This is a genomic window from Sneathiella sp. P13V-1 (assembly GCF_015143595.1).
Classification (GTDB): Bacteria; Pseudomonadota; Alphaproteobacteria; order Sneathiellales; family Sneathiellaceae; genus Sneathiella.
In genome coordinates, this window is sequence record NZ_WYEU01000001.1 from 914,562 (window position 1) to 940,347 (window position 25,786).

At 49.2% G+C, this 25,786-nt stretch carries 25 protein-coding genes; 12 read left to right on the top strand and 13 right to left on the bottom strand.

What is annotated here, in order from left to right:
* Window positions 1-40: 40 nt before the first annotated feature.
* The 6 genes from GUA87_RS04450 to GUA87_RS04475 all read left to right on the top strand — a co-directional run bounded on the left by GUA87_RS04450 (window position 41) and on the right by GUA87_RS04475 (window position 5,985).
* Entirely contained in the window at window positions 41-286 is a 246-nt protein-coding gene (locus GUA87_RS04450; RefSeq protein WP_193715300.1) for a DUF6489 family protein, read from the top strand.
* Between the two features lie 12 nt (window positions 287-298).
* Entirely contained in the window at window positions 299-1,621 is a 1,323-nt protein-coding gene (gene mnmE, locus GUA87_RS04455) for a tRNA uridine-5-carboxymethylaminomethyl(34) synthesis GTPase MnmE (protein WP_193715301.1), read from the top strand.
* Window positions 1,622-1,717: 96 nt separating this feature from the next.
* Window positions 1,718-3,583, top strand: a complete 1,866-nt coding sequence (gene mnmG / locus GUA87_RS04460; RefSeq protein WP_193715302.1) for a tRNA uridine-5-carboxymethylaminomethyl(34) synthesis enzyme MnmG — start codon at window positions 1,718-1,720, stop codon at window positions 3,581-3,583.
* Window positions 3,584-3,592: 9 nt separating this feature from the next.
* Window positions 3,593-4,201 carry a 16S rRNA (guanine(527)-N(7))-methyltransferase RsmG gene (rsmG, locus tag GUA87_RS04465; protein WP_193715303.1) on the top strand — a complete coding sequence of 203 codons (609 nt, stop codon included), beginning with the start codon at window positions 3,593-3,595 and terminating at the stop codon, window positions 4,199-4,201.
* 11 nt (window positions 4,202-4,212) lie between these two features.
* The gene (locus GUA87_RS04470) at window positions 4,213-5,016 is read left to right on the top strand and encodes a ParA family protein (RefSeq protein ID WP_193715304.1); all 804 of its coding nucleotides are present in this window, start codon (window positions 4,213-4,215) and stop codon (window positions 5,014-5,016) included.
* Window positions 5,017-5,037: 21 nt separating this feature from the next.
* A complete protein-coding gene (locus GUA87_RS04475) occupies window positions 5,038-5,985 on the top strand; it encodes a ParB/RepB/Spo0J family partition protein (protein ID WP_193715305.1) in 948 nt (315 codons plus the stop codon).
* A gap of 18 nt (window positions 5,986-6,003) precedes the next feature.
* Here the strand turns inward: GUA87_RS04475 and holA are convergent, their stop codons facing one another.
* The 4 genes from holA to GUA87_RS04495 all read right to left on the bottom strand — a co-directional run bounded on the left by holA (window position 6,004) and on the right by GUA87_RS04495 (window position 10,704).
* The gene (holA, locus tag GUA87_RS04480; protein ID WP_193715306.1) at window positions 6,004-7,023 is read right to left on the bottom strand and encodes a DNA polymerase III subunit delta; all 1,020 of its coding nucleotides are present in this window, start codon (window positions 7,021-7,023) and stop codon (window positions 6,004-6,006) included.
* 4 nt (window positions 7,024-7,027) lie between these two features.
* The gene (lptE, locus tag GUA87_RS04485) at window positions 7,028-7,525 is read right to left on the bottom strand and encodes an LPS assembly lipoprotein LptE (protein ID WP_193715307.1); all 498 of its coding nucleotides are present in this window, start codon (window positions 7,523-7,525) and stop codon (window positions 7,028-7,030) included.
* A complete protein-coding gene (gene leuS, locus GUA87_RS04490; protein ID WP_193715308.1) occupies window positions 7,512-10,070 on the bottom strand; it encodes a leucine--tRNA ligase in 2,559 nt (852 codons plus the stop codon). The genes lptE and leuS overlap by 14 nt, the downstream gene beginning before the upstream one ends.
* An 85-nt stretch (window positions 10,071-10,155) precedes the next feature.
* Window positions 10,156-10,704, bottom strand: a complete 549-nt coding sequence (locus GUA87_RS04495; protein ID WP_193715309.1) for a DUF3576 domain-containing protein — start codon at window positions 10,702-10,704, stop codon at window positions 10,156-10,158.
* 409 nt (window positions 10,705-11,113) lie between these two features.
* Here GUA87_RS04495 and GUA87_RS04500 point away from each other — a divergent pair, with 409 nt between their 5' ends.
* From GUA87_RS04500 to GUA87_RS04510, 3 genes are all read left to right on the top strand, one after another.
* Window positions 11,114-12,316, top strand: a complete 1,203-nt coding sequence (locus GUA87_RS04500; RefSeq protein ID WP_193715310.1) for a porin — start codon at window positions 11,114-11,116, stop codon at window positions 12,314-12,316.
* Window positions 12,317-12,426: 110 nt separating this feature from the next.
* On the top strand, window positions 12,427-13,260 hold the full coding sequence (locus GUA87_RS04505) for a sulfotransferase domain-containing protein (protein WP_193715311.1): 834 nt from the start codon (window positions 12,427-12,429) through the stop codon (window positions 13,258-13,260).
* A 3-nt stretch (window positions 13,261-13,263) separates the two neighbouring features.
* Entirely contained in the window at window positions 13,264-14,100 is an 837-nt protein-coding gene (locus tag GUA87_RS04510) for a sulfotransferase domain-containing protein (RefSeq protein WP_193715312.1), read from the top strand.
* On the opposite strand, the gene GUA87_RS04515 is transcribed toward GUA87_RS04510, so the two are convergent.
* On the bottom strand, window positions 14,097-14,648 hold the full coding sequence (locus GUA87_RS04515; protein ID WP_193715313.1) for a thiamine phosphate synthase: 552 nt from the start codon (window positions 14,646-14,648) through the stop codon (window positions 14,097-14,099). The genes GUA87_RS04510 and GUA87_RS04515 overlap by 4 nt on opposite strands.
* Before the next feature lie 103 nt (window positions 14,649-14,751).
* Between GUA87_RS04515 and GUA87_RS04520 the strand changes: the two genes are divergently transcribed.
* On the top strand, window positions 14,752-15,420 hold the full coding sequence (locus GUA87_RS04520; RefSeq protein ID WP_193715314.1) for a YggS family pyridoxal phosphate-dependent enzyme: 669 nt from the start codon (window positions 14,752-14,754) through the stop codon (window positions 15,418-15,420).
* Window positions 15,421-15,422: 2 nt separating this feature from the next.
* Here the strand turns inward: GUA87_RS04520 and GUA87_RS04525 are convergent, their stop codons facing one another.
* A complete protein-coding gene (locus tag GUA87_RS04525; RefSeq protein ID WP_193715315.1) occupies window positions 15,423-16,829 on the bottom strand; it encodes an MATE family efflux transporter in 1,407 nt (468 codons plus the stop codon).
* A gap of 106 nt (window positions 16,830-16,935) precedes the next feature.
* Window positions 16,936-17,487, bottom strand: a complete 552-nt coding sequence (locus tag GUA87_RS04530) for a L,D-transpeptidase family protein (RefSeq protein ID WP_227711681.1) — start codon at window positions 17,485-17,487, stop codon at window positions 16,936-16,938.
* Between the two features lie 16 nt (window positions 17,488-17,503).
* Here GUA87_RS04530 and GUA87_RS04535 point away from each other — a divergent pair, with 16 nt between their 5' ends.
* The gene (locus GUA87_RS04535; protein ID WP_193715316.1) at window positions 17,504-18,409 is read left to right on the top strand and encodes a DMT family transporter; all 906 of its coding nucleotides are present in this window, start codon (window positions 17,504-17,506) and stop codon (window positions 18,407-18,409) included.
* On the opposite strand, the gene GUA87_RS04540 is transcribed toward GUA87_RS04535, so the two are convergent.
* Both GUA87_RS04540 and ribA read right to left on the bottom strand, forming a co-directional pair.
* Window positions 18,406-19,224 (bottom strand): hypothetical protein, encoded by an 819-nt coding sequence (locus GUA87_RS04540; RefSeq protein WP_193715317.1) that lies wholly within the window; start codon window positions 19,222-19,224, stop codon window positions 18,406-18,408. The two genes, GUA87_RS04535 and GUA87_RS04540, sit on opposite strands and share 4 nt — an antisense overlap.
* 139 nt (window positions 19,225-19,363) lie before the next feature.
* Window positions 19,364-20,485, bottom strand: a complete 1,122-nt coding sequence (gene ribA, locus GUA87_RS04545; protein ID WP_193715318.1) for a GTP cyclohydrolase II — start codon at window positions 20,483-20,485, stop codon at window positions 19,364-19,366.
* 282 nt (window positions 20,486-20,767) lie between these two features.
* Between ribA and GUA87_RS04550 the strand changes: the two genes are divergently transcribed.
* Window positions 20,768-21,457 carry a response regulator transcription factor gene (locus GUA87_RS04550; RefSeq protein ID WP_193715319.1) on the top strand — a complete coding sequence of 230 codons (690 nt, stop codon included), beginning with the start codon at window positions 20,768-20,770 and terminating at the stop codon, window positions 21,455-21,457.
* 3 nt (window positions 21,458-21,460) lie between these two features.
* On the opposite strand, the gene GUA87_RS04555 is transcribed toward GUA87_RS04550, so the two are convergent.
* From GUA87_RS04555 to trpB, 4 genes are read right to left on the bottom strand one after another with little or no spacing between them, the layout of a single operon-like run.
* Entirely contained in the window at window positions 21,461-22,765 is a 1,305-nt protein-coding gene (locus GUA87_RS04555) for a bifunctional folylpolyglutamate synthase/dihydrofolate synthase (RefSeq protein WP_227711682.1), read from the bottom strand.
* Window positions 22,766-22,768: 3 nt separating this feature from the next.
* The gene (gene accD, locus GUA87_RS04560; RefSeq protein ID WP_193715320.1) at window positions 22,769-23,731 is read right to left on the bottom strand and encodes an acetyl-CoA carboxylase, carboxyltransferase subunit beta; all 963 of its coding nucleotides are present in this window, start codon (window positions 23,729-23,731) and stop codon (window positions 22,769-22,771) included.
* 12 nt (window positions 23,732-23,743) lie between these two features.
* Complete coding sequence (gene trpA / locus GUA87_RS04565; RefSeq protein ID WP_193715819.1) at window positions 23,744-24,559, bottom strand: tryptophan synthase subunit alpha; 816 nt, start codon at window positions 24,557-24,559, stop codon at window positions 23,744-23,746.
* Entirely contained in the window at window positions 24,559-25,773 is a 1,215-nt protein-coding gene (gene trpB, locus GUA87_RS04570) for a tryptophan synthase subunit beta (RefSeq protein WP_193715321.1), read from the bottom strand. The genes trpA and trpB overlap by 1 nt, the downstream gene beginning before the upstream one ends.
* Window positions 25,774-25,786 lie beyond the last annotated feature (13 nt).

Below are 25,786 nucleotides of genomic sequence, written 5' to 3' on the forward strand. Positions count from 1 at the left end.
TCTGTTCCATCACCGTCAAGGGACAGAGGAGCCTTCTGCCATGAAGATTAAACTTGATATTGACTGTACACCAGAGGAAGCAAGAAAATTTTTTGGTTTACCGGATGTAGAGCCCATGCAGCAGGCCCTCATGAAGGAGCTACAGGACCGGATGTCAGAGAATATTGCTAATCTGGACCCTGAAAAAATGATGAAAACATGGCTTCCTGCAGGAATGCAGGGATTGGATCAGATGCAAAATATGTTCTGGAACGCCATGTCTGGCAAAACCGACAAAGGTAGCTGACGGATTTAAGGTATGGATACTGTATTTGCATTGGCCAGCGGCCGGGGACGGGCGGGGATTGCTGTTGTTCGTCTTTCAGGCCCTGCCGCCTTTGATGCTGTTGAGAAACTTACCGATAAACCTCTGCCGGACGTCAGATATGCAGCGGTTCGGGAAGTTAAATCACTGGATCGATCCTTTCTTATCGATGAAGCAATGGTTCTTTTGTTCAAAGGTCCTCACAGTTTTACAGGTGAAGATGTGGCGGAAATCCATCTTCATGGGGGTCCCGCCATTGTTGAGGCCTTATTTGAACAGCTTCAATCCCTGGACGGGTTTCGCCCGGCTGACCCCGGAGAATTTACGCGGCGCGCCTTCGAACATGGCCGGATGGATTTGACCGCCGCGGAAGGCATTGGGGATCTGGTAAATGCAGAAACCCGTGCACAGCATCAACAGGCCCTTCGTCAGATGCGTGGGGCGCTGGGGGAGATGTATTCCCGTTGGCGCGAAGAGCTCATTGGCAGCCTTGCCCATCTGGAAGCGGATATTGATTTTCCCGACGAAGATCTTCCCGAAGGTGTCGCAGGCGCGATCCGTCCGAAGATTGAAAAACTCAGACAGGAAATTGAGGCCCACTTGGCAGATGGCGGAAGAGGGGAGAAAATTCGGGAAGGCCTGGATGTGGCCATTATCGGTGCCCCCAATGTGGGGAAATCAAGCCTTCTCAATTATCTCGCCAAGCGGGATGTGGCCATCGTTTCTGACCAGGCGGGAACCACCCGGGACATTGTGGAAGTTCATCTGGATCTTGGTGGATATCCTGTCACCATTGCGGATACCGCGGGGATCCGGGATGCGGAAGATCTCGTGGAACAGGAAGGGGTTCGCCGTGCTGTGAAGCGGGCGGAAGAAGCAGACATAATTATCTCCATGACCGCAGATGGTAGTCCTAACCTCGCAGAAAACCTCGATTTATCCGCAGGTAATTACATATATTATTACCTCAAGAATAAGGTGGATTTAACCGATACAGGTGCCCGCTCAGATGGGGATCGGGAGTTTGAGGTTTCCGTTAAATTTGATCTAGGCGTTGAGGCGTTCTTGAAGAAGCTGACAGAGGATGTTGTCTCCTTGTTGGATGTCTCAGGCGCACCTTCTCTCACCCGGATGCGACATCGTCAGGCATTGGAAGAATGTGTCGCATCACTCTACCGGTTTGATACGGCACCTGATCCCGAACTGGCTGCAGAAGATGTCAGATTGGCGACACGATCCCTTGGTCGAATCACAGGACGGGTGGATGTGGAAGATATCCTGGATGTGGTTTTTGGGGATTTCTGTATCGGGAAATAGGTCAATTTGTGACATGTTTCACGTGAAACATTCTTCTAATTTACCCAGTGTCATTATTGTTTTGACTTTTGGGGGAAGCCCCCTAAATTGGCGCTCATGATGGTATATGATGTAATTGTAATTGGGGGTGGACACGCCGGTTGTGAGGCTGCTGCAGCCTCGGCCAGACTAGGCGCAAACACCCTTTTATTAACCCATAAGATTGACACAATCGGCGCCATGTCCTGTAACCCGGCGATCGGGGGATTGGGCAAAGGCCATCTGGTGCGTGAAATAGATGCCCTTGATGGTGTGATGGGTCGTGTAGCGGATGCAGCTGGTATTCAGTTCAGATTGCTGAACAGACGGAAGGGTCCAGCGGTAAGAGGTCCACGCGCCCAATCAGATCGTAAACTCTATAAAGCCGCTATGCAGGAAACTCTGTTCAATCAGGATAATCTGGAAATCAGGGAAGGGGCAGCTGAAGACCTTGTGGTCAAAGATGGTGAAGTCTCTGGTGTTATTCTGGCTGATGGTACTGAAATTCCGTGCGGGAAAGTGATCCTGACAACAGGGACATTCCTTCGTGGCCTGATCCATATGGGGGAAAAGAAAATCCCTGCGGGCCGTATTGGGGATGATCCGTCAAACGGTCTTTCCGAAACCCTAAACAAAGCCGGTTTTGATCTTGGACGTTTGAAAACAGGAACACCTGCGCGACTGGATGGGAAAACCATCAACTGGTCCATTTTGGAAGAACAGCCGGGTGATGAGGATATAGTGCCTTTCTCTTTTCTCACGAAAGAGATTACCACACCCCAGATCCCGTGCCACATTACATATACCACCGAAGCCACCCATCAGGTGATCCGCGACAATTTGCACCGGGCCCCGATGTATTCGGGTGAGATTACAGGAACAGGTCCGCGTTACTGTCCGTCTATTGAAGACAAGGTTGTTCGCTTTGCTGATAAATCCAGTCACCAGATTTTCCTGGAACCAGAAGGGCTGGATGTGGACACCATTTATCCAAACGGAATGTCGACATCTTTACCAGCTGATGTGCAGGTGGAATTCCTCCGCTCCATTCCCGGATTGGAGAAGGTAGAGTTTTATCAGCCGGGTTATGCCATTGAATATGATTTCGTGGACCCACGGGAGCTGAAACCAACTCTCGAAACCCGGAAGCTCAAAAACCTTTATCTGGCAGGCCAGATTAACGGAACTACCGGATATGAGGAAGCAGCTGCGCAAGGGTTGATGGCGGGTCTTAATGCGGCGAGAAGTGCAGGGGATCAGGGTGCCTTCATTCTGGATCGCGCCGATGCCTATATCGGTGTGATGATTGATGATTTGATTACCCGTGGCACGCAAGAGCCATATCGCATGTTCACATCTCGTGCCGAATATCGTTTGATCCTTCGGGCCGATAATGCAGACAGCCGACTAACTGGACTGGGTATGGATATTGGCTGTATTGAATATGAACGGGAAAAAGCGTTTACTGAAAAGCAGGAAGCACTCAACACTGCTCATGATCAATTCGCTTCTTTGAATCTGACACCTAACGAAGCCAAACAACATGGTTTGAACGTTAATCAGGATGGGGTGAGGCGATCTGCCTCCGATCTGTTGGCTTATCCAAATATTGATATGGATGATATTATTCGGATCTGGCCAGAACTACAGCATTACTCAAAAGAGGTATTGGAACAGGTCGCTATTGACGCCCAATATAAAGGGTATCTGGAACGTCAGAAAGCGGACATTCAGGAGTTCCGGAAAGACGAAGGCCTTCTCCTTCCTGCTGATCTTGATTATAAGAAAATCGGCGGCATGTCGGCTGAGGTTTCCCAGAAACTGGAAGATGCACGTCCAGATACATTGGGGCAGGCAGCGCGTATTTCTGGCGTGACCCCGGCAGCGCTGACAGCCTTGCTGTCTTATGTCAAACGCGGTGACCATCGTAAACGGGTAGGATAACCCCTTTAAATGACTGAACAGGAATTCGCATCCCTTACCGGTGTTTCACGTGAAACATTGGAAAAGCTCTCACGCTATGTTGCCTTGTTGAAGAAATGGCAAAAGGCCATTAATTTGGTGAGTAACTCTACGCTTTCCGATGCCTGGCGCCGTCATATTCTGGATAGCTATCAGATTCTGGAACATGCGCCATCCAATGGGAAAGTTTGGATGGACTTTGGTAGTGGGGCAGGTTTTCCAGCTTTGGTCGTGGCCATATGCAGTGATTATGACGTTCACGTAGTGGAAAGTGATCAGAGAAAATGCCAGTTCATGCGTGAGGTTTCACGTGAAACATCGGCAAATATCACCGTCCATAACTGTCGAATTGAAGAAATGCAGCCCTTAAAAGCGGATGTTATCTCCGCTCGTGCGCTGGCATATTTGGAAAAACTGTTCGAGTATTGTGTGCCATTTTCGTCTCCAGAAACAACTTTTTTGTTCTTAAAGGGACAAGATGTAGATGCGGAATTGACCAATGCCGCAAAATGTTGGAATATAGATAGTATCAAACACCCAAGTTTATCTAGTGAAGAGGGCTGCATTTTGGAATGCAGGAATGTTCGCCCTCTCGATTAAAGGGGCGACAGATGGAAGAGCTTAAGATGATTGGATCCTCCCGGATCCTGGCAATTGCCAATCAGAAGGGTGGTGTTGGTAAAACCACAACAGCCATTAATCTTGCAACTGCGCTTGCGGCGGTTGGAAAAACTGTTCTTGTTATCGATATTGATCCGCAGGGAAATGCCAGTACAGGTCTCGGTATTGACCGTAATGAGCGTGAAAATAGCGTCTATGAAGTGTTGATGGGGGAAGTCACACTGGAAGAAGCTATCTGCAAAAGTGTTATTCCTGGTCTGGATTTGGTCCCATCTACCGCTGATTTGACCGGTGCAGAGCTTGAGCTCATCGAAATGGATCGTCGTAGTCATCGTCTTGTGGAAGCAATTAGACCTGTAAAAGACAGATATGATTACATCCTGATCGATTGCCCACCGTCCTTGAATCTTTTGACATTGAACGCGCTTGTGGCTGTTCAATCCGTTATTGTCCCGCTTCAATGCGAGTTTTTCGCTCTTGAAGGCCTAAGTCTTCTGATCAAAACCATTGAAAGAGTCAGGAATACCCTTAATCCTACCCTTGAAATTCAGGGTGTGGTCTTGACCATGTTTGATCGTCGTAACAATTTATCTGATCAGGTGGCACAAGATGTCCGTGATTATCTTGGGGAGAAGGTCTATCAGACAGTTATCCCGAGAAATGTAAAGGTCTCAGAGGCACCAAGTCATGGCAAACCGGCCCTGATTTATGATCATAAATGTGCGGGTAGCCAAGCCTATATCAAACTTGCAAGTGAAGTTATTCGGCGCGAAAAAGCCCTTTATGCAGCCTAAAATCTGATAGCGAATAGATAAATGTCTGAAGATACTGGAAAGAAAAAACTGGGGCGGGGTCTTTCCGCACTCCTTGGTGATGATTCTGCGGCGGACTATTCAGAATTGGATAAGGTTCGCACCTCAAAAGACGTGCCTGTGGAATATCTGCATCCAAGCCCTTTTCAGCCAAGACAGGATTGGGACCAGGAAGCCTTACAAAGTCTGGCAGATTCCATTGCCGAAAAAGGTATTTTACAGCCAATTTTGGTACGCCGGGATCCAAATAACTCAGATTTGTTTGAGATTATCGCGGGTGAACGCCGTTGGCGCGCCGCCCAGATCGCTAAACTCCATGAAGTACCAGTTATTATTAAAGACCTATCTGACGTAGATAGTCTTGAAATTGCAATTATTGAGAATATTCAGCGTGAAGATCTTTCCGCAATCGAAGAAGCGGAAGGGTATAAGCGCTTAAGTGATGAATTTAATTATACTCAAGAGACGCTGGCAAAGCAGTTAGGCAAAAGCCGTTCTCACATCACCAATATCATGCGGCTATTGAACTTACCGACATCTGTGCAACTCATGATCAGAGATGGAGATTTGAGTTCCGGCGCTGCACGCGCACTAATCACGGCTGATAATCCTGAGAAATTGGCGCGAAAAGTGGTGAAAGAGGGCCTTTCTGTCCGCCAAGTTGAGAAATTGGTGCAGAAAAAACCCTCAAATAGAGCGAGCTCAGTGTCCCAGAGTACGAAGGATCAAGATACGCTCGCTCTAGAGGCCGATTTATCTGCGGCTATTGGGCTCAAAGTTGCCATCAATCATAAGGAAGATCACGGTGGGCAGATCACTATTTCTTATGAACATCTGGATCAATTGGATGACATTTGCCGTAGATTGACCCGTCAAGCGGGCCAAACTCATGAAGATGAAGATCATTTCGAAGGCGATATGACATCTGCCTTGGACGAAGATTTTCATTAAAATCAAAGGGTTATAGGATTATCGTGCTCTACTTGCCATGGCAATGCGCAAGAGAGCACGCCGGCAGATAGCTTCCGCTGGAAAGCCGGTTGTCTTTGTCTCTATCTCTGCATTTAAGGAGATCTCGATCGCTTGCGCAAAATGAGGGGCCTTCTTTCGCCCAATTTGAACTTGCGCTTTTTGCTGATTGAAAAAGGGGATACCTGCCCTTTTAACGGCATCAGCTACAGACGATCCTCTATCTATGAAACAGGCTGCTTTATGAAGCTGTTTTAATTGACCCTGGATAAGTCGCATAAAGGTCACCGGGGATTCGCCTGCGAAGAAGGCTTTGTTCAGCGCTTTTTCAAGATCATCCATTTTTCCGAGCAAAGTAGCATCGATAACGTCAAAAATATTGTCTTCGGAACTGTCCCCCACCATTTCTTTGGCGTCTTCCAAGGTAACCTGTTTTCTCTCCTCTCCAAGATAAAGAGCAAGTTTTTCAAGCTCTTGGCGGGAAATCGCTCGATCGCTTCCAAGATTGCTACGTAAATATTCTGAAGCGGCTTGATCCACCTGATACCCTTTGGAAGTCAAGACTTCTTGAATCAGCGAGTTCAGGTTTTGGTTGCTGTCGTGATAGCAGGCGAGGGAAGCGGACGTTTTCTCTTTAGAAAAGAGTTTAGGTAAGGAACCTGTTTTTTTGAGATCCGCGCCTTCCAGAACCAATATAGATTGCGAAAAATTGGCATCAAGGACGGATTCGATAACCTTGGTGTGGCGATTGGTGATGTCTCTCACCCTTATGACCCGAGTGCCACCCATCATGGAAATGGCTTCAATTTCATCCCGAAGCCTGGCTGGATCTTCATCGAGTTGCGCGGATGTCATCTCCACATAGCAGAAAGGATCATCCAGTGTTTCGACAAAATTGAGGGCTATTTTTTTACCACGTTCCCGAACAAGTCCTTCATCCTGACCATAGATGAGGAAAGACCGAATTGCCGGGTCTGGCTTTTTGATAAACGCATCTATGGTAGCTGGTTTAATTTCCACCGGACTACCTTGAGAAAAAGACGGACAACTGACGGTGGATTTCTTCTGCTAAAACGATTGCGGACCGTTTTTCTGCATTCTTTTCAGCGGAGAGGTTGGCAAAGTCTGAATCCACAACATTATAGGAGGAAATGGATTGAGCAACACCATTGTAAAAGGCTATTTTTCCAGTACTATCGGTCAGGGTATAATTAGCGCGCAAATTTAAATTATAGCGATTTGTAGATGCCGTTTTATCTATCGCGACACCTGACTTTTTGTGTGTTAACTGCACACTTAGGCGATATTGGGCGTTGGCAGGAACGCCTGTAGGTGTAACACGGTCCAGAAGATTATTACGAAGAATTTGTCCGGTTCTTCCTTCAATCGGGAGAACATAAGTCTGGGAAAGTTGAGCCTGAACTTTGGCGTTATTACCGGTACGGCCATAAAGTGGCTGGAACCCGCAGGCCCCAGCCATAAATAGAATAAGAACTGATGTGAGGAGTTTAGATAACCACATTGACGATCCGATTTGGCACTACAATAACCTTTCTGATCGGGTTATCACCAATTGCCTTTTTCACATTTGGTTCTGCAAGGGCGATTTCTTCCACCTTCGCACTGTCTTCATCTTTGGCAACTTCAATGGTGCCGCGAAGTTTACCTTTAACCTGAACTGCCATCGTGATGGTGTTATCAACAGTAAGCTCTTCGATGGCTACAGGCCAAGGGCTATCTGCAAGGATTGTATCATATCCTATCATTTCCCAGATTTCTTCAGCCAGATGAGGCATCATGGGACCAACAAGCCCTGTCATAAATTCAAGTGCTTCACGAAGAACCCATTTATCACCTTCAGATCCATCGGTTTTGAAGTCTCCAAGAGCCTTCATAAACTCATAGATACGGGCGATGGCATTGTTGAAATGCAGTTTTTCGATCGCATCTGTAACATGCTTGACGGTTTTGTGGGCTTCTTTACGAAGGGCAGAGGCGTCATCGCGAATTTGAGAAGGCTCAGTTGTGCCTTTTGCTGCAATATTTTCGACATTTTCAACAGCAAAACGATAGAGGCGTTGTTTAAAGCGCCAGGCACCTGTTGCTCCGGAATCTGTCCATTCCATATCACGGTCAGGTGGACTGTCAGAAAGGACAAACCAGCGGGCAGCATCCGCGCCGAATTTGTCGATAATCTCGCCCGGATCCACAACATTTTTCTTGGATTTCGACATCTTTTCGACGCCGCCAATGGTAACCACTTCGCCTGTTTCCACATGAACAGGTTTGCCTTCATCATTTTGCACAACTTCGTGCGGGAATAGCCAGGTCCCATCTGCTGCACGATATGTTTCGTGGGTGACCATGCCTTGTGTAAACAGCCCTTCGAAAGGTTCATCAAAGCCAACAGACCCGGTAACTTTCATGGCGCGTGAGAAGAAACGGGAGTAGAGAAGATGCAGGATCGCATGTTCAATACCGCCGATATATTGATCCACGGGTAGCCAGTAATCTACGGCATCTCGGTCCACAGGTGCTTCATCACGAGGGGCACAGAAGCGGGCGAAATACCAGGACGAATCCACAAAGGTATCCATGGTGTCCGTCTCACGCGTTGCAGGCTTTCCGCAAGATGGGCAATCCGTGTTCTTCCAGCTTGGGTGGTGATCAAGCGGGTTACCCGGCTTGTCGAAGGTGACATCGTCAGGTAGTTCAATCGGAAGGTTTTCAGCTTTTTCCGGAACGGTTCCGCAGCTATCACAATGAACCACCGGAATTGGGCAACCCCAGTACCGCTGACGGGATAGACCCCAATCGCGAAGACGGTAATTGATCGTCTGTTCACCGATTTCAAGCTCTTCCAGCTTCGCAATTGCAGCGGCTTTGGCGTCTTCACTTGAAAGGCCGTTTAAAAATTCGGAATTGATGATTTTGCCTGGGCCCGTATATGGCTCATCCCCAAGTGGGCCTTCTTCGCCTTCCGGTCCAGCAACCACGCGGGTGATCTCCTGATCATATTTACGGGCAAATTCAAAGTCGCGCTGATCATGGCCCGGGCAGGCGAAAATAGCGCCAGTGCCGTAATCCATAAGGACGAAGTTGGCGACAAAAATAGGAAGTTTTTTGCCTTCGATAAACGGGTGATCCGCATAAAGGCCTGTTGGAACACCTTTTTTCTCAGCTTTTTCGATGGCTTCTTCGCTTGTCCCCATTCTGTGGCATTCCGCCACAAATTCCGCGATCTTCGGGTCATGCATTAAGGACTGGGTGAGAGGGTGATCAGCAGCAACGGCCATAAAGCTGGCACCGAAAAGGGTATCCGGACGTGTTGTGTAAATCTCCAGCTTTTCGTCTTTTCCTGAGATCTGGAAATTAACTTTGGCACCTGTGGATTTACCGATCCAGTTTTCCTGCATCAGGCGAACACGTTCCGGCCAACGATCCAGTGTTTCAAGACCTTGAAGAAGTTCATCACTGTAATCAGCGATGCGGAACATCCATTGGTTCAGTTTGCGTTTTTCAACGAGAGCACCAGAGCGCCAGCCACGGCCGTCGATGACCTGCTCATTGGCAAGAACCGTCATGTCTACAGGATCCCAGTTGACCCAGCTTTCTTTACGGTAGACGAGACCTTTTTCAAGGAAATCCAGGAACAACTGCTGCTGCTTGCCGTAGTAGCCGGGGTGGCAAGAGGCGAGTTCCTTGCTCCAATCAAGAGAGAGGCCCATGGATTTCAGCTCAGCTCGCATGTTTGCGATATTGGCGTAGGTCCATTCTGCCGGGTGAATTTTCTTGTCCCGTGCTGCGTTTTCAGCAGGCAGACCAAAGGCGTCCCATCCCATCGGGTGAAGAACATTAAAACCACGGGCCCGTTTAAAACGGGCAACAACGTCACCCATTGTATAGTTTCGCACATGACCGATATGAATATTACCGGATGGATAGGGGAACATCTCCAGCACATAATACTTTGGTTTGGAGCGATCGACGTTGACTTCAAAAGTCTTGTTGTCTTCCCAGACGGATTGCCACTTGGCTTCCACCTGTTTGGCGTTGTAGCGGGACATTAGTGTGTTGGTCCGTATACTCTAAATGTTAACGATAAGGAGGGCGCATTTGGTTTGGTCTGCGCGCCGCCTTCAAATATGGTCTTTACTCACCTTCGCGGGAGATACGCAATTCACGTGCCCGGCGCAAGATGGCATTTTCAAGGTTTGTAATTGTTTTTGGCGTCAATTGAACTGGGACCCAGTTATTGGCTGTATCCAGATTCTGCTTAAAGGCAGAAACGCGAATACCGTCAGCGCGAAGGCGTCTGTCCAGAATATAAACGGTTACCTTAAAGCGTTCGCCCGGGGATTCGGCTGGTGTATACCAGTCGGTAATAATAACACCCCCAAAAGGATCAGCGGAGCTTAAGGGCATAAAGGAGAGTGTATCCAGTGACGCACGCCACAGGTAGCTGTTGACACCGATGCCACCGCCGCCTTGACCGTCTTCAAGAGATTTGCTGCCGCCACCCAGAAGCCCGCCATCTCCAAATACTGTTTCCTGCTTCCCGTCAGCTCCCTCCTGAAAGACTTGCCCGCGTTTCTGTTCGGGGAAAGTGGAATCAGTGCCCAAATTAGAGCCACAGGCTGACAACATCAGTAAACCAGCTGATGCGATTACCAGTTTCGTGTGTAAACTACGCAACAACATGCAAGACAATCCCCTAGCAAAATATCCAAGTCTCAACGGGGCATGATGTTTCCCCAATTGCGCTGCAGTTTAATGGAGCTTAGATTTCGGTACAACCACTGAAATAGTAAAAAAGAAGACGGAATCTGCCTTTTTTCCATGCTTTTCAAGAAATTCACCCGGCTGACATATGCACTTACGCTCAGATTCTAATCTGGAAAAAAGAGTGTCAATTTAACGGCAAAGGGCTAGTAGGGTGATTTTGTGTCATTTTCACCACAGTTTTTCTGAAACTGGAAAAAGTGGAAGGGTGTACTGCTTGACCATATGGTCCATTACGTCTTTTACTCATTCCCGGCTAACAGGGCCATCGTGCCTTGCGTCGTTTTAATTTTTTATTTCTCTAGCTTTCGAGCAGAGGGGAGACAAAATGAAAAAAGTTATCTTGGGCACAACAGCTTTGGTAGCTGCAAGTGCACTGACAGCAGGCACAGCTTCTGCTGCTGAAAAAATCAAACTCGGTCTCGGTGGTTACCTGCAGACTTCTTTCGTAGTTGCTGACTACGACACAGACACAGACCAGCTTCCAACTGACATCCGTCACGAGGGTGAGGTTTTCTTCGTTGGTTCCACAACTCTGGACAACGGCCTGAAATTCGGTGTGAACATTCAGCTTGAAGCTCGCGCAACTGGCGACCAGGTTGACGAAACATTCATGTATGTTTCCGGTAACTTCGGTCGTATCAACGTTGGTTCTGAAGACTCAGCTGCATACCTGATGCACTACTCTTCACCATCACCAGTTCCAGCTTGGGGTCTTGCTTCTCCAAACGCAAACGCAGGTGGCTTCACTAACCCATCTACACTGCCAAACGAAGTTGGTGATACAGACAAAATCACATACTTCACACCACGCTTTGCAGGCTTCCAGTTCGGTGCTTCTTACACACCAGATGCTGACGAAGAAACTGGTACAGGCGCAAGCCCATATGCACCAATCAAAGACGAAGGCAAAGCTGACGAAGCATTCGCAATCGGTGCTAACTACAGCAACAAATTCGGTAGCGTTTCTCTGAACGCGTCTCTGGGTTACCAGCTCGTAACTCGTACAGACACAACAACTACTACAACAGCAAACACAACATACACAATCACTGACGGTGCTGCAGCTACGGTTGTAACTGTAAACTCCAACGGCGAAATCGTAAGCATCACAGATGCTGACGGTGTTGTAACTGCTGGTGGTGCAACAACTACTACAACAGTAAACAACGAAGATACTGACGAATTTGCAGCTGGTATCACTCTTGGTGTAGCTGGCTTCAACATCGGTGCAGCATACAAGTTTACTGACAACGACGGCGGTACTGACGATCTTGAGCGTCATGACTGGAACATCGGTGTAAACTACGGTCAGGGTCCATGGAAAGTTGGCATCCAGTATGCTGGTGTTGAACTTGACGACGCTGGTGACGGCGAACTGCACGCATTCGTAGTCGGTGGTCAGTACGTTCTCGGCCCAGGTATCACAGCATTCGGTGGTATCCAGTACTGGGACGGCGAAGATGATCTTGCTGGTTCCGAAGGCGAAGATGCAACTGTATTCTTCGTAGGTACATCTCTGTCCTTCTAATCTGAAGCACAGATATATATCGAGAAGGGGTGGGATTTTTCCCGCCCCTTTTTTATTGGAAAATCGCCGGATGAAAAGTAAAGTTGCCCCAACAAAGTAAGGGGAAATAAATGGGCGGAATTATCTGGCTGGCATCCTATCCAAAATCTGGAAATACATGGATGCGGTCCTTCCTTCAAAATGTGATCTTGGGCGGACAGAACACGGTTCATATCAATGAACTTTCCCAATTTGCTTACGGGGATGGCCAAAAGATCTGGTATGAGCAAGCCGCGGGCGGATCAATAGATGGATTATCCGCTGAACAGAAGATGAAGCTCACCCCGCGGGCCCATATGGCCATGACGCGTTCACGCCCGCAATCGGTTTTTGTGAAAACCCATAACTGGATGGGACTCACCTATGATACCCATCTGATTACGATGGAAGCCACAGCTGGCGCCATTCATATCATCCGCAACCCCCTTGATGTATCTATCAGCCTTGCCCATCATTTTGGCTTCAGCATTGACGAATCCATTGAGTTTATGAGCGACCCTGAGGCGCAAACCGCTGAGGATGATTATAAGATGCCTCAATATTATGGATCCTGGTCGGATCACACTAAAAGCTGGGATCGCCTTAATCCGCAATATATGCATCGGGTCAGGTATGAGGATATGCTCACCAAACCCGGCAAAACATTTTCTGAGGTATTGAAGTTTTTGCAGATTAAAGTCCCGAAATCAACGCTTGCCAAGGCGATTAAGCAGTCTTCTTTTAAAACACTGCAATCTCAGGAAAAGAAAGATGGCTTTCTGGAACGTTCTGATAAAGCGGAGAGCTTTTTCAGATCCGGAAAGGCCGGGGAGTGGAAATCGGTTCTAACCGATGAACAGGTGAAAAAGATAGTAGATACCCATCATGATGTGATGGAAAAATACGGGTACTTAAAAGGGCTGTAGGAAATGGGACAGATCATTTGGCTCGCCTCATATCCTAAATCTGGGAACACCTGGATGCGGATGCTGCTTAATAATTATTTTGCTGAAAAAGATGAAAAGCAGGGTCTGGATTCGCTGGATCTCATTACTTTTGGTGGATCCAGTAAAACATCTTATCGGGCCGTGACCGCGCTGGATGTGGATAAGCTGGATGATGATGAGATTGTTAAGCTAACCCCTATGGCCCACGCGTTTATGGCGGGACAACATCCGGATATGGTATTTGCAAAAACCCATAACATCCTGTCAGCTTATAAAGGCATCCCTCTGATCACGCCGGAGGTGACAAAAGGGGCGGTTTACATTATCCGAAACCCTTTGGATGTGGTGTTGTCCGTCGCAGATCATTTCGGCCTCGAAATGGATGCGGCGATAGACTTTCTGAACAGCAACAACGCCAGTACCGCTGCCAATGAGACAATGGTACGGCAGTATTTCTGTTCCTGGTCAGAGAATGTGGTGACATGGACAACGGAACACCCTTTCCCTATCAGCATTGTCAAATATGAAGATTTGCACCAATCAGCAGGCAAAATATTGTCCGAGACACTGGAGCAGTTAGGGTTTTCAGTTGATCCTAAAAAGGTATCTCGGGCTGTTCTGAAATCGTCCTTTAAAAGCCTGAAATCCATGGAGAAAAAGCAGGGCTTTAATGAGCGTTCGCGCCACAGCAAAGCCTTCTTCCGGGTGGGGAAAACTGATCAGTGGAAATCCAAATTGACGGATGAGCAAGTTAGCAAAATAGTGAAGGCCAATTACGCACAAATGAAGCGCTTTGGCTATTTACCAAAAGGATTTTAAGCCCCTTCAAACAGGTCAATTGCGCCGAATCCCTGAAACCCCATTTGCTGAATTTGTCGCCAGCGATTGTGGGTGATACCGCCCAACCCCAACACAGGTATGTCGAGATCTCCTAATTCACGGGCTACAGCATGTACGGGTAAATGTCGGGCTCCCGGGTGGCTGTTTGTGGGGAAAAGTGGGGAGATAAAGGAGAAATCAGCGCCCAATTGATTTGCTTGCCTCAGTGAAGACACAGAATGACACGCCGTACTTATGATGAGGTTTGGATATTTGGTGATCATTAGGGGTATTTTTGCGATCATAAACTCAGGTAGATGTACCCCTTCTGCTCCAACCTCGGCCGCAAGCTGTGGGTCACCCGCAATGCTCAGAAACAAGCGTCTTTTTTGGCAAATTTCACTTATTTCCTCGGCTATCTGAGCCCGGTTGGGGGCCTCATAATGGCGAAAAATAATCCCAACCTCCTGGGGGAGAAGCTCTGCCATCTCCAACGGGGCACGTCCCCGCCCGTGGTCGGTGAAATAAAAAAAATGAGGTATCTGCATGACGAGACCCTAGCATTCTGATTTGCTGCCATCCAAAAGGTTTTTTTAAGTCCCTTTTTCTGCTATCTGCTTGGGAGAGACCTAACAAACGGATACGCCGATTATGACGGACATTGCAGCAAATCTTGAAGATGTGAAATCCCGGATTGCCAAACGGGCCAAAAACTGGGGTCAGGATGCGGATAAGGTTACCCTTGTTGCCGTCTCCAAGAAACAGCCCGTAGAGAAGTTGCAAGCCGCATTGGATGCTGGGCACAGGGTATTTGGGGAAAACAGGGTTCAGGAAGCCAAGGAAAAATGGCCAGCCCTTTGTGACGCTTATGAAGGCGTAGAATTGCATCTTATCGGTCCATTGCAGACCAATAAAGCGAAGGAAGCCGTTGCCCTGTTTGATGTGATTGAAACGGTGGATCGCCCAAAACTGGCCCGTATTTTGTCTGAGGAAATGAAAAAGCAGGACCGGAACCTGCCTGTTTACATCCAGATCAATATCGGTGCGGAAGATCAAAAAGCGGGCATCGCCATTGAGGATGCGGATGACTTTATCAGTCAATGCCAAAATGAATATGGCCTGACTGTGAAGGGTCTGATGTGCATCCCACCAGCGGGGGAGCAGCCCTCCCCGTTTTTTGCCATCCTTGCGCAAATTGCAGAACGTAATGGTCTTGAGCACCTGTCCATGGGGATGAGCGGTGACTATGAATATGCGGTCCAGTTTGGGGCAACGTCCGTTCGGGTTGGCACAGGTATTTTTGGGGCGCGGGAAGGGTAAGGTTACGCTTCCACAGGCCCCATCGCACTATACCGGCGCTCCATCCAGATTTTGAGGTTGCGGCTTTTCCGTAACGTCCAACCCACGACCACGATGGTCAAGACAGCTCCCAGAAGTTCTGTAAGAGGTGACGCATACCAAATGCCTATCTCCCCAAAAATATTCGGAAGCAACAGGATAGAAGGTACTGCGATCAGGTAAACCCTTGTCAGGCTAAGCAGGGCAGCGCGTCCCGCATCACCAACCGCCTGGAAGAAGTTCGAGATCATCAAAAGCGGCCCAAACAGAATGTAAAGCGACATGATCAGCGGCATGATGCGGGTCGTCTCCGCAATCACTGCCGGGTCATCCACAAACAGGGCCGCGATATCTTCTGCAAAGAAGGTAAAGCAGAACTGCAACGTGGCACAGTACACAAAAGAGATCCCGATCCCGATCTTTAGGGTGGTGAAGGCGCGGTCCATCAGACCACCCCCATAATTGTTCCCGACAATTGTCTGTTGGGCGAGGGTCATGCCAAGTAGCGGCATATATCCGAAAGTAAACAGGCGGTTGATAATGCCGTAGGCCGCGGCACTTGCTGCGTAATTATCTCCGCTCCAGTTTTGCATTTGATAGATGATACTGCCGGTGAGGGCCGAAACCCCCACATAGGTAAGACTGGTTGGTGCCCCAAGCGCGAGATATTGCCGCCAGTTGAGCGTGAGAGCGCCAACTTTTGGAAGACGCACCTTGATAGCCTCTGATTTGACGATACTGAAGGATAGTGTGGCGATGATGGCCAGGGTTTGGGCCATGGCGGTGCCATAAGCAGCCCCTGCAACCCCCATGTCATAGTGAACCACCAGAATATAGTTACAAACCCCGTTCAACACATTTGCGCCGACCGTGACCAATGTCATAAAGCCCATATAGCCTTGACAGCGGAGCATATCTGAAAAAAGCGCGCCGTAGAAAAACAGGATGGAGAAATAGACACTGAGGGAGAGATACACATCTCCCATACCCGCAAGCTCCAACGACCCATTGGCGATGGCGAGAGCAAGGTCATACCCCCCGGCCATATATAGCGCGACCAGCAAAAAGCAGATCAGAAGCGCAAGCAGCATGGCACTTGAGAGGGATTTTCTGGCAAGATCCAATTCACCTGCGCCAAGGTAGCGGGCAAAAATACTGGAAAAACCGCCGGAGACCAGCGTGGCAAGGGCGACAATCACCATATAAAGCGGGAACACCATGGTAACCGCAGACAAGGCATCCGCCCCAATAAAGCGGCCGATAAACCAGCCATCCACGACCGTAAACAGGCCATTTGTCAGCATGACCAGAATGATCGGGAGAGCCGTTTTCACAAACAATGCCCCAAGAGGGGTGTGTAAAAACATATTATGTTCGGTGCTACTTTGCATGGGGATCGTCCGGTTGAGAAAAGAGGAGACGGGAACAACACGGTACTTTGAGCCCCTCTTTTACATCATTTTTGTACAAATGAACGGGCAAAATTTGTGCGCGCTCTCACATGTTTGCCGTTTGGATTTCCAGTGTGCTTTTGATGTCAATAAGCGACAACAGATCAAGCAAATCTTCCAGCTTCAATGCTACACAGCCTTCGGTGCCTGAATAATCAGGCCTTGCCACATGTAGGAATATAGCGCTTCCCCGTCCCGGGACAGGGGGGGCGTCGTTATATCCAAGCGGGACAATCACATCGTAAACATCATCCTCCCGCCAGAGTTTTTCATGACTTGCCTCAAAGGGCAGGGGGACGGGTCTGTTATATAGCTCATGTTCCGGCGCGTCACACCAACCATCAGTTTTTTTAATCTCTTTAAAGTGCAGACGGCTTTTGGGCATGTCTATCTTGTCTGCCCTGTAATACCCTTCCCGTATGGAAAACCGGCCAATAGGGGATTTATTATCGCCCTCTTTCTTATCAGTCGTGACCCCGGCCTTTCCAATGGCGGCGGGAAATTCCCGATCACCGACAGTTAAAATGGCGCGGTGGCCCTCTACAGGTTTTACTTGAATATTCATGATCTTGGTGCGAGTTTGTTGAAATCTCATCATCGCCGAGTTTTCCTGAATGTCAAATAAAGTAGAAACAGTGGACTATCTGGTTCTGGTGGCACTTTCTGTCATGTTCAGTTCCAGTTTCATGTTCATCAAAATTGCCATCGAAACCCTGACACCTTTAATGGTGGCAAGTGGACGTCTGATGATTGCAATGGTTCTGCTTTATGTGTTTATGAAATTTCGGGGAGAAAGCCTGCCAATGGACAGGCGCAGCTGGTTGTTTTTTATCGCCATTGGCATTGTGGGAAACGCGTTTCCGTTCTTTATCATCAGCTGGGCAGAGCAAACGGTGGATAGTTCCGTTGCGGGTATCTTGATCGCCACCATCCCGCTGATCAGTTATGTGGTGGGTCATTTTGCAACCCAAGATGAAAAACTCACCCCTCTAAAGATGCTGGGATTGTTGGTTGGTTTCGGCGGTATTATTGTTCTCATCGGTCCGGCGGCGTTGCTTAATCTTGGGGACAATGTGGTGAGCCAATTGGCGGTTATTCTGGGCGGTTGCGGTTATGTGGCAGCGAGTTTCATCGGGCGCGCCATGCCGCCAATGAGCCCAACAGTGCGGGCAACAGGGGTTCTCATCACGGCAACAATCATTGCTGTTCCCATATGTCTGATTGTGGATAATCCGTGGACGGCAAGCCCAAGTCTGGCCTCCATCGGGGCCGTGGTGATGCTGGGTATCTTTCCAACGGCCATCGCCACCATATTGCTGTTTTTTATCATTATCCGGGCAGGGGCCACTTTTCTAGCGCTGAATAATTATCTGAACCCTGTTTTTGCGATAATTTTGGGATTTGTGTTTTTGGCGGAAGTCCCGGAAGCGAAAACCTACCTGGGTTTGCTGCTGATTTTGGGTGGGGTTGTGATCACCCAACTTCCTCAAAAGGCGAAAGCCCAACCGGCAAAAACTTAAACCGCGCTATCCAGATAATTGAAGTTATCACTCACGTTACGTGGTGCTGTGTATGCTTCTGCAGCAGCGGGTGCGGAAACCTTTGTTGGGGTAACTGGTGCCGTAGCCTCAGGTTTTGGGGTAGTCGCAGCTTCAGGGGCGGCTTTACCAAAACTGCTGAGGATCTGGGCCATTTGTCCTTCGCTTAAGTTCTTACCCTGCATTTGCTGAAGTTGCTCAAGCCCCCGTTGAAGGTTGGGCGGCATCTGTTTCCATTCCAGACCTTGCGCTGCGGCTGGTGTAGACGCTTTTACAAGTTCCGGGATAACAGGGGCAGCGGCTTGGGCCTGAATAAGGGGAGAGGCGGCAGATTCCTGTTTGGGAGGTGCCACATCTGCTGCCGCTTTTTGAGGGAGATTTTCTGCAGGTGTTGCGGCTGTCACGGCAGTACTGTCTTCTGGGGCTTCATCTTTAAACATGGCGAGAACATGGTCGCCAATGTCTTTTCCAGTTCCCATTTCAATGGCGGAGTTAACAACAGAGGTGGCAAGACCAATACCACCCCCGAAAATGCCACCGCCGATAACACGGGCACCAGGACTTAACTCATCACCGGTAAATTCGCGGTAGAGAGTTGAGATAACCGGAATATGTTGCAGTGGATTAATGATGTCTAGAAAATCATCAAAACCAAAACCGTCTTCACCCCATAATGACACATCCGTCCCAGACTGTTCCCCTTCAGTTTTTGAAGCTGAAGTAGGCGTGTAATCCTGAGTGGCAAAGGCTCTGTCAAGATAGTCAAAATCGTTTCTGGCAGCTGTTGCAACGGTCATGCTTGTCTCCTCGCCTCAATATAAGCAAAGAGTATGCCATTGTAACAACCGCAGTTTCCCGCGGTGTTTGAGTGTTGTAGGTGTGATTATATTGTTTGGAAAAGGCAGTTTTTACCGCCTTTAGGCAGCTTTTTCTGCCTTACAGATAATGACCACTTTTCTTTCGCTTGGTCGCCAGATAAAGCTCGTTATGGGTGTTGGAGGGGAACTTGTGGGTGACCCGTTCCGTGACATCAATCCCGAGGCGCTGAAGCCCTTCAACTTTTTCAGGGTTATTGGTCATGAGCCGAACCTGTTTAAACCCAAGGTGGCGCAGCATTTCGGCTGCAGGTCTGAAAAGGCGCTCATCATTTTCAAAACCGAGCCGTTCATTGGCATCCACCGTATCAAAGCCATCCTTTTGCAGTTTATAGGCACGGAACTTGTTCATCAGGCCAATGCCGCGGCCTTCCTGTGCCAGATAGAGGATGACACCGCCACCTTCTTCCGCGATCGCCTTGATGGCCCCGTTTAACTGCTCCCCACAATCGCATTTCAAGGATCCGATCAGATCCCCTGTAAAACATTCGGAATGAAGGCGGGCAAGGACTGGCTCATGACGGTTTGGATCCCCGATCAGGATCGCCATATGTTCAATGCCACCATCCAGCGGTCTGAAAGAATGGATTTTGGTCTCTTCTGCCCCTTGCAACGGAACCCATGCCGCAGCCACAGGCTTTAATTCCTTGGCGGCCACATCTTCATATTCAAAGATCGTGTCCGATGAGAGCAACATCAGATCTTCTTTTTCCGCGATGGCAGCTGCTTCCTCTTTCTTGATGTAGGAGAGGATGACAGAGGGGAGAAGCCGGGCCAACTTGGCCATTTTGATCGCTGCATCCGCAGCGACACCGGGATTGTTTTTCAAGCGCGTGAAGGGTCCGCGAAAAGGCTGATCCAGATCATGGGACGCATCGGCAAGGGCGCGCATCAACGGCGCATCCATCCATTTTTCGATTTCCAACAGAACCGTTTTGTTGCCTGTAGGCATAATATGCAGAACGTTAGCCCGGTGAGATGTGAGGGCAAAGTAGGCTTCACTGCCTGAGATTTCTTTTAAATGCGCCAATTCAGGGTCAAACGCCATTTCTGTTGAGACAAAAATAATGGCATCATCCTCGCCCGTGAGAACAACTGGCAATCCCCGGCGCAAATCGGCAATTGCACGATCTGTATCACGAAGCTGCTTTAGATTGAGCTCGTTTCTGTCTAGGTTCTGCATTACTTTTGTTACCTTATAACGTTTTTCTCTGTTTGTAGCAGTCTTCCATATAAAATTCCAATTCGAAAATGTCTTTTCATGCGTAAACTGGACGCTAACGAATTTGGGTCTATATTCATTCACGAAATGGTGAGTATGTCTGTAAATGCTATCACAACTGCGTGACAGAAGGTTTTTCTTCTGTCCCAAAGACTTGAATGGTTTAAGTATCAAACAATCTGTATAGGCGGGCCACGGCAAATTGCCTGCCTATGAAGTAGCATTAGGATTGGGGAGAAATACATGTCCAGTGTTCGTAAAATCCTTCTGGTCGATGACGACAACAACCTGCGGGAAACTCTGGCAGAACAGCTTGATCTGCATGAAGAGTTTGAAACCCATCAGGTTGATTGCGCGGGCGCCGCATTGGAGCAGATCAAGGCAAATCATTTTGATTTGATCTTGCTTGACGTCGGCTTGCCGGACATGGATGGGCGTGAAGCGTGCAAAATCATTCGTAAAAATGGATCCCGTGCCCCGATCATTATGCTGACGGCACAGGATAGTGACAGTGACCAGATCCTCGGCCTTGAAAGCGGGGCAAATGATTATGTGTCCAAGCCGTTCAAGATTGGCGTCTTGCTTGCCCGTATTCGCGCGCAACTCCGTCAACATGAACAAAGTGAAGATGCGGTTTTTGCCATCGGTCCTTATTCCTTCCAACCAGCGAAGAAACTGCTGGTGAATGATGAGAAGGAAGAGAAAATCCGCCTGACAGAAAAAGAGACCAACATCCTGAAATATCTCTATCGCTCAGGGCATAAGGTGGTTTCTCGTGATATCCTTCTCAATGAAGTGTGGGGGTATAACGCCGAAGTGACGACCCACACGCTGGAGACGCATATCTATCGCCTTCGCCAGAAAATCGAAGCGGACCCTTCATCTGCCGCGATTTTGCTGACAGAAACAGGGGGATACAGGCTGGCTCCGTAAGGGTCAGCTATTTTCCCGAAGGATCGTTCCCGCCAGATACAGGCTTCCAGCGATAAGCAGCCGGCAAGGCTGGCGCTGGATATATGGGTAGAGGTGATTAATCGCCTCTTCCACGCTTTCGGCGGCCACGCAATCAAGGCCGCTTCTGATGCCCACGTCACATAACTCTTGTGCAGGTGATGCGCCGTCTTCACCGGGGATGTTTACCATCACGGCTTTGTCCACCAATGGCTGAAAATGGGCAAGAAAGGCCCCCTGATCCTTATTGGCCATCATGCCGCAAATCATAAAGAGCGGTAGGGGGTTATCCCTATTCCAGGCGGTAAGGCTTTCGGATAGGCGCGCACCCGCGGCTTCGTTATGACCCCCATCCAGCCAAATTTCCGTATGGGTGGGGAGGGAGCGGACCATCTCTCCCTGGGTCAGTTTTTGAAGGCGGGCAGGCCACTTCACAGAGGCGAGACCATTAACGATGTCTTCGCGGGTGACAGATAAACCTTCCAGTTTTTCCAGAACAGCCAGAGCCGTCGCCGCATTGGCAACTTGGTGGAGCCCATTAAGGTTGGGAAAGGGATAGATCCCCGACAGGTCACCGCCTTTATATTCCCATGCGTCATCAGATATGCGCAGGCAGGACCAGTTATCCCCATGAATATAGGCCGGGGCATTCAAGTCAGAAGCCCTCGTTTTTAAAACACCCATCGCGATGTCGGTTTGCGGTCCGAAAATAGCAGGAACACCTGCTTTTAGGATACCGGCTTTCTCTCCGGCGATCCCTGCAAGGTCAGACCCCAGAAACTGTTCATGGTCATGAGAAATGGGAGTGATGGCGGTTGCAAGGGGTCGCTCCACCATATTGGTGGCGTCAAGGCGGCCGCCAAGCCCGGTTTCTAACAGCAGGATATCTGCAGGGTTGTCGGCAAATGCCTTGAAAGCGGCAGCGGTTGTGATCTCAAAATAAGTGATGGAATCCGGCCCATTGATCCGCTCACATTCCAAAAGCATCTCACTTAGTTTCGCTTCCGAAATAATCTCGCCAGCCAACACAATGCGTTCGGCGAATTTCACAAGATGAGGTGATGTATAGACGTGAACTTTCTTACCGGACGCTTCCAAGATGGCACGCAAATAGGCCAGCAAAGACCCTTTGCCATTGGTGCCTGCCACATGAATAACAGGCGGCAACCGACGCTCAGGGTGTCCAAGTTTTTCAAGAATGGTTTCCATCCGGTCCAGTGACAGATCTATCACCTTTGGATGAAGCGCCAGTAGGCGCTTCAGGATGGTATCACTATGCCGCGCTGGCAAGGGTCAGCCTTTGTCTTCCGGGGCTTCTGATGCGGCAACCTCTTCTGATTTGGTGTCTGCCTCAATGTCAGTTTTCGCCTCTTTTACAGGAAGCTGTTCCACATTGCCCTCACGTTTCAGCTTATTGCTGATCAGATCAACGATCGTTGCCAGCGTATCTTTCATCTTGTGGCGGTGGACAACCATGTCCAGCATGCCTTTTTCAAGAAGAAATTCTGCGCGCTGGAAGCCTTCTGGCAGTTTTTCGCGAATGGTTTCTTCGATTACGCGAGGACCCGCAAAGCAGATCAGCGCACCCGGTTCTGAGATCTGAATATCCCCGAGCATGGCATAAGATGCCGTCACACCACCAGTTGTCGGATCCGTCAGAACCACAATAAAAGGAAGTTTGGCTTCCTTCAGGCGCTGGATCGCGGCTGTTGTTCGCGGCATCTGCATCAAGGATAAGATCCCTTCCTGCATACGGGCACCACCGGCAGCCGTGAACAGAATAAGCGGTGCTTTTTGTAAGATGGCAAGTTTCGCAGCGGACACAATGGCCTCACCGACGGCCATACCCAAAGAGCCACCCATGAAGTTGAAGTTCTGAACACCTACAACGGCTGGATTGCCGGCCAGTTTACCGTGAGCGACAATCATGGCGTCTTTATCGCCAGTTTTGTTGCGGGCGTCTTTCAGGCGGTCGGTATATTTCTTGGAATCGCGGAATTTCAACGGGTCGACCTGCACATCAGGCAGTTCAATCACGTCATATTTCTGCTCATCAAAGAGGGCTTTGAAACGATCTACCGGACCGACACGCATATGATGCTCACAGTGGGAGCATACATTCTGATTTGCGGTCAGTTCATTGTGAAACAGCATCTGCCCACATTCTGGACATTTCACCCAGAGATTGTCGGGGGTGTCCTTGGATGCCGCAAGGTTTCTGATTTTCGGAAGAACTTTGTTAGTAAGCCAGTTCATCTAGGGTTCCTGTCAATTTTTAGTCACGCTCTGCACACCGGCAGATAGTTCTTGGGCCAGCTCAGTTACAGATGAGACGGCCTCTTCTGGGGTTGTTGCATTTGCCACGCGTTCAACCAATGCTGTGCCTACGACAGCGGCATCGGCGATTTTGGCGATCTCAGCCGCCTGCTCACCCCGTCGAATGCCAAATCCAACGGCGATCGGAAGGTCAGTCGCTTTTCGGATCCGCTCCAGCGCTTTCGCAACATCCTTCGGCTCAGGCGCTGCGGCCCCCGTTGTTCCGGCAATCGATACATAATATAGGAAGCCAGAGCTGTTATGTACAACCGCTGGCAAACGTTTATCATCTGTTGTCGGTGTTGCAAGACGAATAAAGTTAATCCCGGCCTCACGTGCAGGGATGCAAAGTTCTTCATCTTCTTCTGAGGGAAGATCAACGATGATTAACCCGTCCACACCGGCTTCAACCGCGTCTTTCAGGAATACATCCACCCCGTAGGAATAAACAGGGTTGTAATATCCCATCAGAACAATAGGGGTCTCGTTATCTTCTTTGCGGAAGTCAGCGATGAGCCTCAGGGTATTCTTTAAGGATCCGCCTGATGCTAATGAGCGAAGACCTGCGGCCTGAATAGCCGGACCATCGGCCATAGGATCGGTGAAAGGCATACCGACTTCAATGACGTCTGCACCTGACTTTGCAAGGCCTTTTACAATCGCGAGAGAAGTGTCGTAATCCGGATCGTTGGCCATGATATAGCTGACAAAAGCGGCGCGGCCTTCTTTTTTCAGCGCGGCAAAGCGGCGGTCAATACGGGTTTCAATCACAGTTCTACTCCCAACGCGTCGGCAACGGTAAAGATGTCTTTGTCGCCCCGGCCGGAAAGGTTGACCACGATGATATGATCCTTCGGCTTGTTCGGGGCCAGTTTTTCAAGATAGGCGAGCGCGTGACTGGATTCCAGCGCTGGAATAATCCCCTCAAGACGGCAGCAAAGCTGGAACGCTTCCAACGCTTCGTCATCGGTCGCGCTTACATATTCAACGCGCCCCGTATCATTGAGCCATGAATGTTCCGGACCGATGCCCGGATAATCAAGACCGGCAGAAATGGAGTGGGCTTCGATAATCTGACCATCATCATCTTGCAGCAGATAGGTGCGGTTACCGTGAAGAACACCCGGGCGGCCGCCTTTCAGCGATGCAGCGTGCTTGTCGGTGTCCAGACCTTTACCCGCGGCCTCAACACCGTAGATGTCGATTTTTTCATCATCCAGGAACGGATGGAACAGGCCCATAGCGTTAGATCCACCACCAATGCAGGCCAGAAGCGTATCCGGCAGTCGGCCTTCCAGTTTCATGATCTGGCTGCGCACTTCTTCGCCGATGACATTCTGGAAGTCACGTACCAGCTGTGGGTAAGGGTGAGGGCCGGCAACAGTGCCAATAATATAGAAAGTATCATCTACATTGGTCACCCAGTCACGAAGCGCTTCGTTCATGGCATCTTTCAAGGTGCTGGAGCCTGACGTTACCGGAATAACTTCCGCGCCCATCAGTTTCATGCGAAACACGTTTGGTTGCTGGCGGGCGATATCTGTGGCGCCCATATAAATGGTGCAAGGCAGACCAAAGCGGGCCGCAACAGTTGCGGTGGCCACACCATGCTGACCGGCACCGGTTTCCGCAATAATGCGTTTCTTGCCCATACGAAGGGCCAGCAGGATCTGCCCCATGCAGTTATTGATCTTGTGCGCCCCTGTGTGGTTCAGATCTTCCCGTTTCAGGTAGATCTTGGCACCGCCGAAATGTTCCGTCAGGCGTTCTGCAAAATAAAGCGGGCTTTCACGGCCCACATAATGTTTCAGCAGACCGTTCAATTGTTCGGCAAATTCCGGATCTTTCTTTGACGCTTCATAAGCGTCGTTCAGTTCCAGAATAAGAGGCATCAGGGTTTCAGCAACAAACTGGCCGCCGAAAATACCAAAATGGCCTGTCTCGTCAGGTCCCGCCCGATATGTATTTAACTGCTGTGACATATTTAATCCAATT

Bases quoted from the DNA above. Each gene is read 5' to 3' on its own strand.
- GUA87_RS04450 (WP_193715300.1), top strand. From the start codon at position 41: ATGAAGATTAAACTTGATATTGACTGTACACCAGAGGAAGCAAGAAAA.
- mnmE (WP_193715301.1), top strand. From the start codon at position 299: ATGGATACTGTATTTGCATTGGCCAGCGGCCGGGGACGGGCGGGGATT.
- mnmG (WP_193715302.1), top strand. From the start codon at position 1,718: ATGATGGTATATGATGTAATTGTAATTGGGGGTGGACACGCCGGTTGT.
- rsmG (WP_193715303.1), top strand. From the start codon at position 3,593: ATGACTGAACAGGAATTCGCATCCCTTACCGGTGTTTCACGTGAAACA.
- GUA87_RS04470 (WP_193715304.1), top strand. From the start codon at position 4,213: ATGGAAGAGCTTAAGATGATTGGATCCTCCCGGATCCTGGCAATTGCC.
- GUA87_RS04475 (WP_193715305.1), top strand. From the start codon at position 5,038: ATGTCTGAAGATACTGGAAAGAAAAAACTGGGGCGGGGTCTTTCCGCA.
- lptE (WP_193715307.1), bottom strand. From the start codon at position 7,525: ATGTGGTTATCTAAACTCCTCACATCAGTTCTTATTCTATTTATGGCT.
- leuS (WP_193715308.1), bottom strand. From the start codon at position 10,070: ATGTCCCGCTACAACGCCAAACAGGTGGAAGCCAAGTGGCAATCCGTC.
- GUA87_RS04495 (WP_193715309.1), bottom strand. From the start codon at position 10,704: ATGTTGTTGCGTAGTTTACACACGAAACTGGTAATCGCATCAGCTGGT.
- GUA87_RS04500 (WP_193715310.1), top strand. From the start codon at position 11,114: ATGAAAAAAGTTATCTTGGGCACAACAGCTTTGGTAGCTGCAAGTGCA.
- GUA87_RS04505 (WP_193715311.1), top strand. From the start codon at position 12,427: ATGGGCGGAATTATCTGGCTGGCATCCTATCCAAAATCTGGAAATACA.
- GUA87_RS04510 (WP_193715312.1), top strand. From the start codon at position 13,264: ATGGGACAGATCATTTGGCTCGCCTCATATCCTAAATCTGGGAACACC.
- GUA87_RS04515 (WP_193715313.1), bottom strand. From the start codon at position 14,648: ATGCAGATACCTCATTTTTTTTATTTCACCGACCACGGGCGGGGACGT.
- GUA87_RS04520 (WP_193715314.1), top strand. From the start codon at position 14,752: ATGACGGACATTGCAGCAAATCTTGAAGATGTGAAATCCCGGATTGCC.
- GUA87_RS04525 (WP_193715315.1), bottom strand. From the start codon at position 16,829: ATGCAAAGTAGCACCGAACATAATATGTTTTTACACACCCCTCTTGGG.
- GUA87_RS04530 (WP_227711681.1), bottom strand. From the start codon at position 17,487: ATGATGAGATTTCAACAAACTCGCACCAAGATCATGAATATTCAAGTA.
- GUA87_RS04535 (WP_193715316.1), top strand. From the start codon at position 17,504: ATGTCAAATAAAGTAGAAACAGTGGACTATCTGGTTCTGGTGGCACTT.
- GUA87_RS04540 (WP_193715317.1), bottom strand. From the start codon at position 19,224: ATGACCGTTGCAACAGCTGCCAGAAACGATTTTGACTATCTTGACAGA.
- ribA (WP_193715318.1), bottom strand. From the start codon at position 20,485: ATGCAGAACCTAGACAGAAACGAGCTCAATCTAAAGCAGCTTCGTGAT.
- GUA87_RS04550 (WP_193715319.1), top strand. From the start codon at position 20,768: ATGTCCAGTGTTCGTAAAATCCTTCTGGTCGATGACGACAACAACCTG.
- accD (WP_193715320.1), bottom strand. From the start codon at position 23,731: ATGAACTGGCTTACTAACAAAGTTCTTCCGAAAATCAGAAACCTTGCG.
- trpB (WP_193715321.1), bottom strand. From the start codon at position 25,773: ATGTCACAGCAGTTAAATACATATCGGGCGGGACCTGACGAGACAGGC.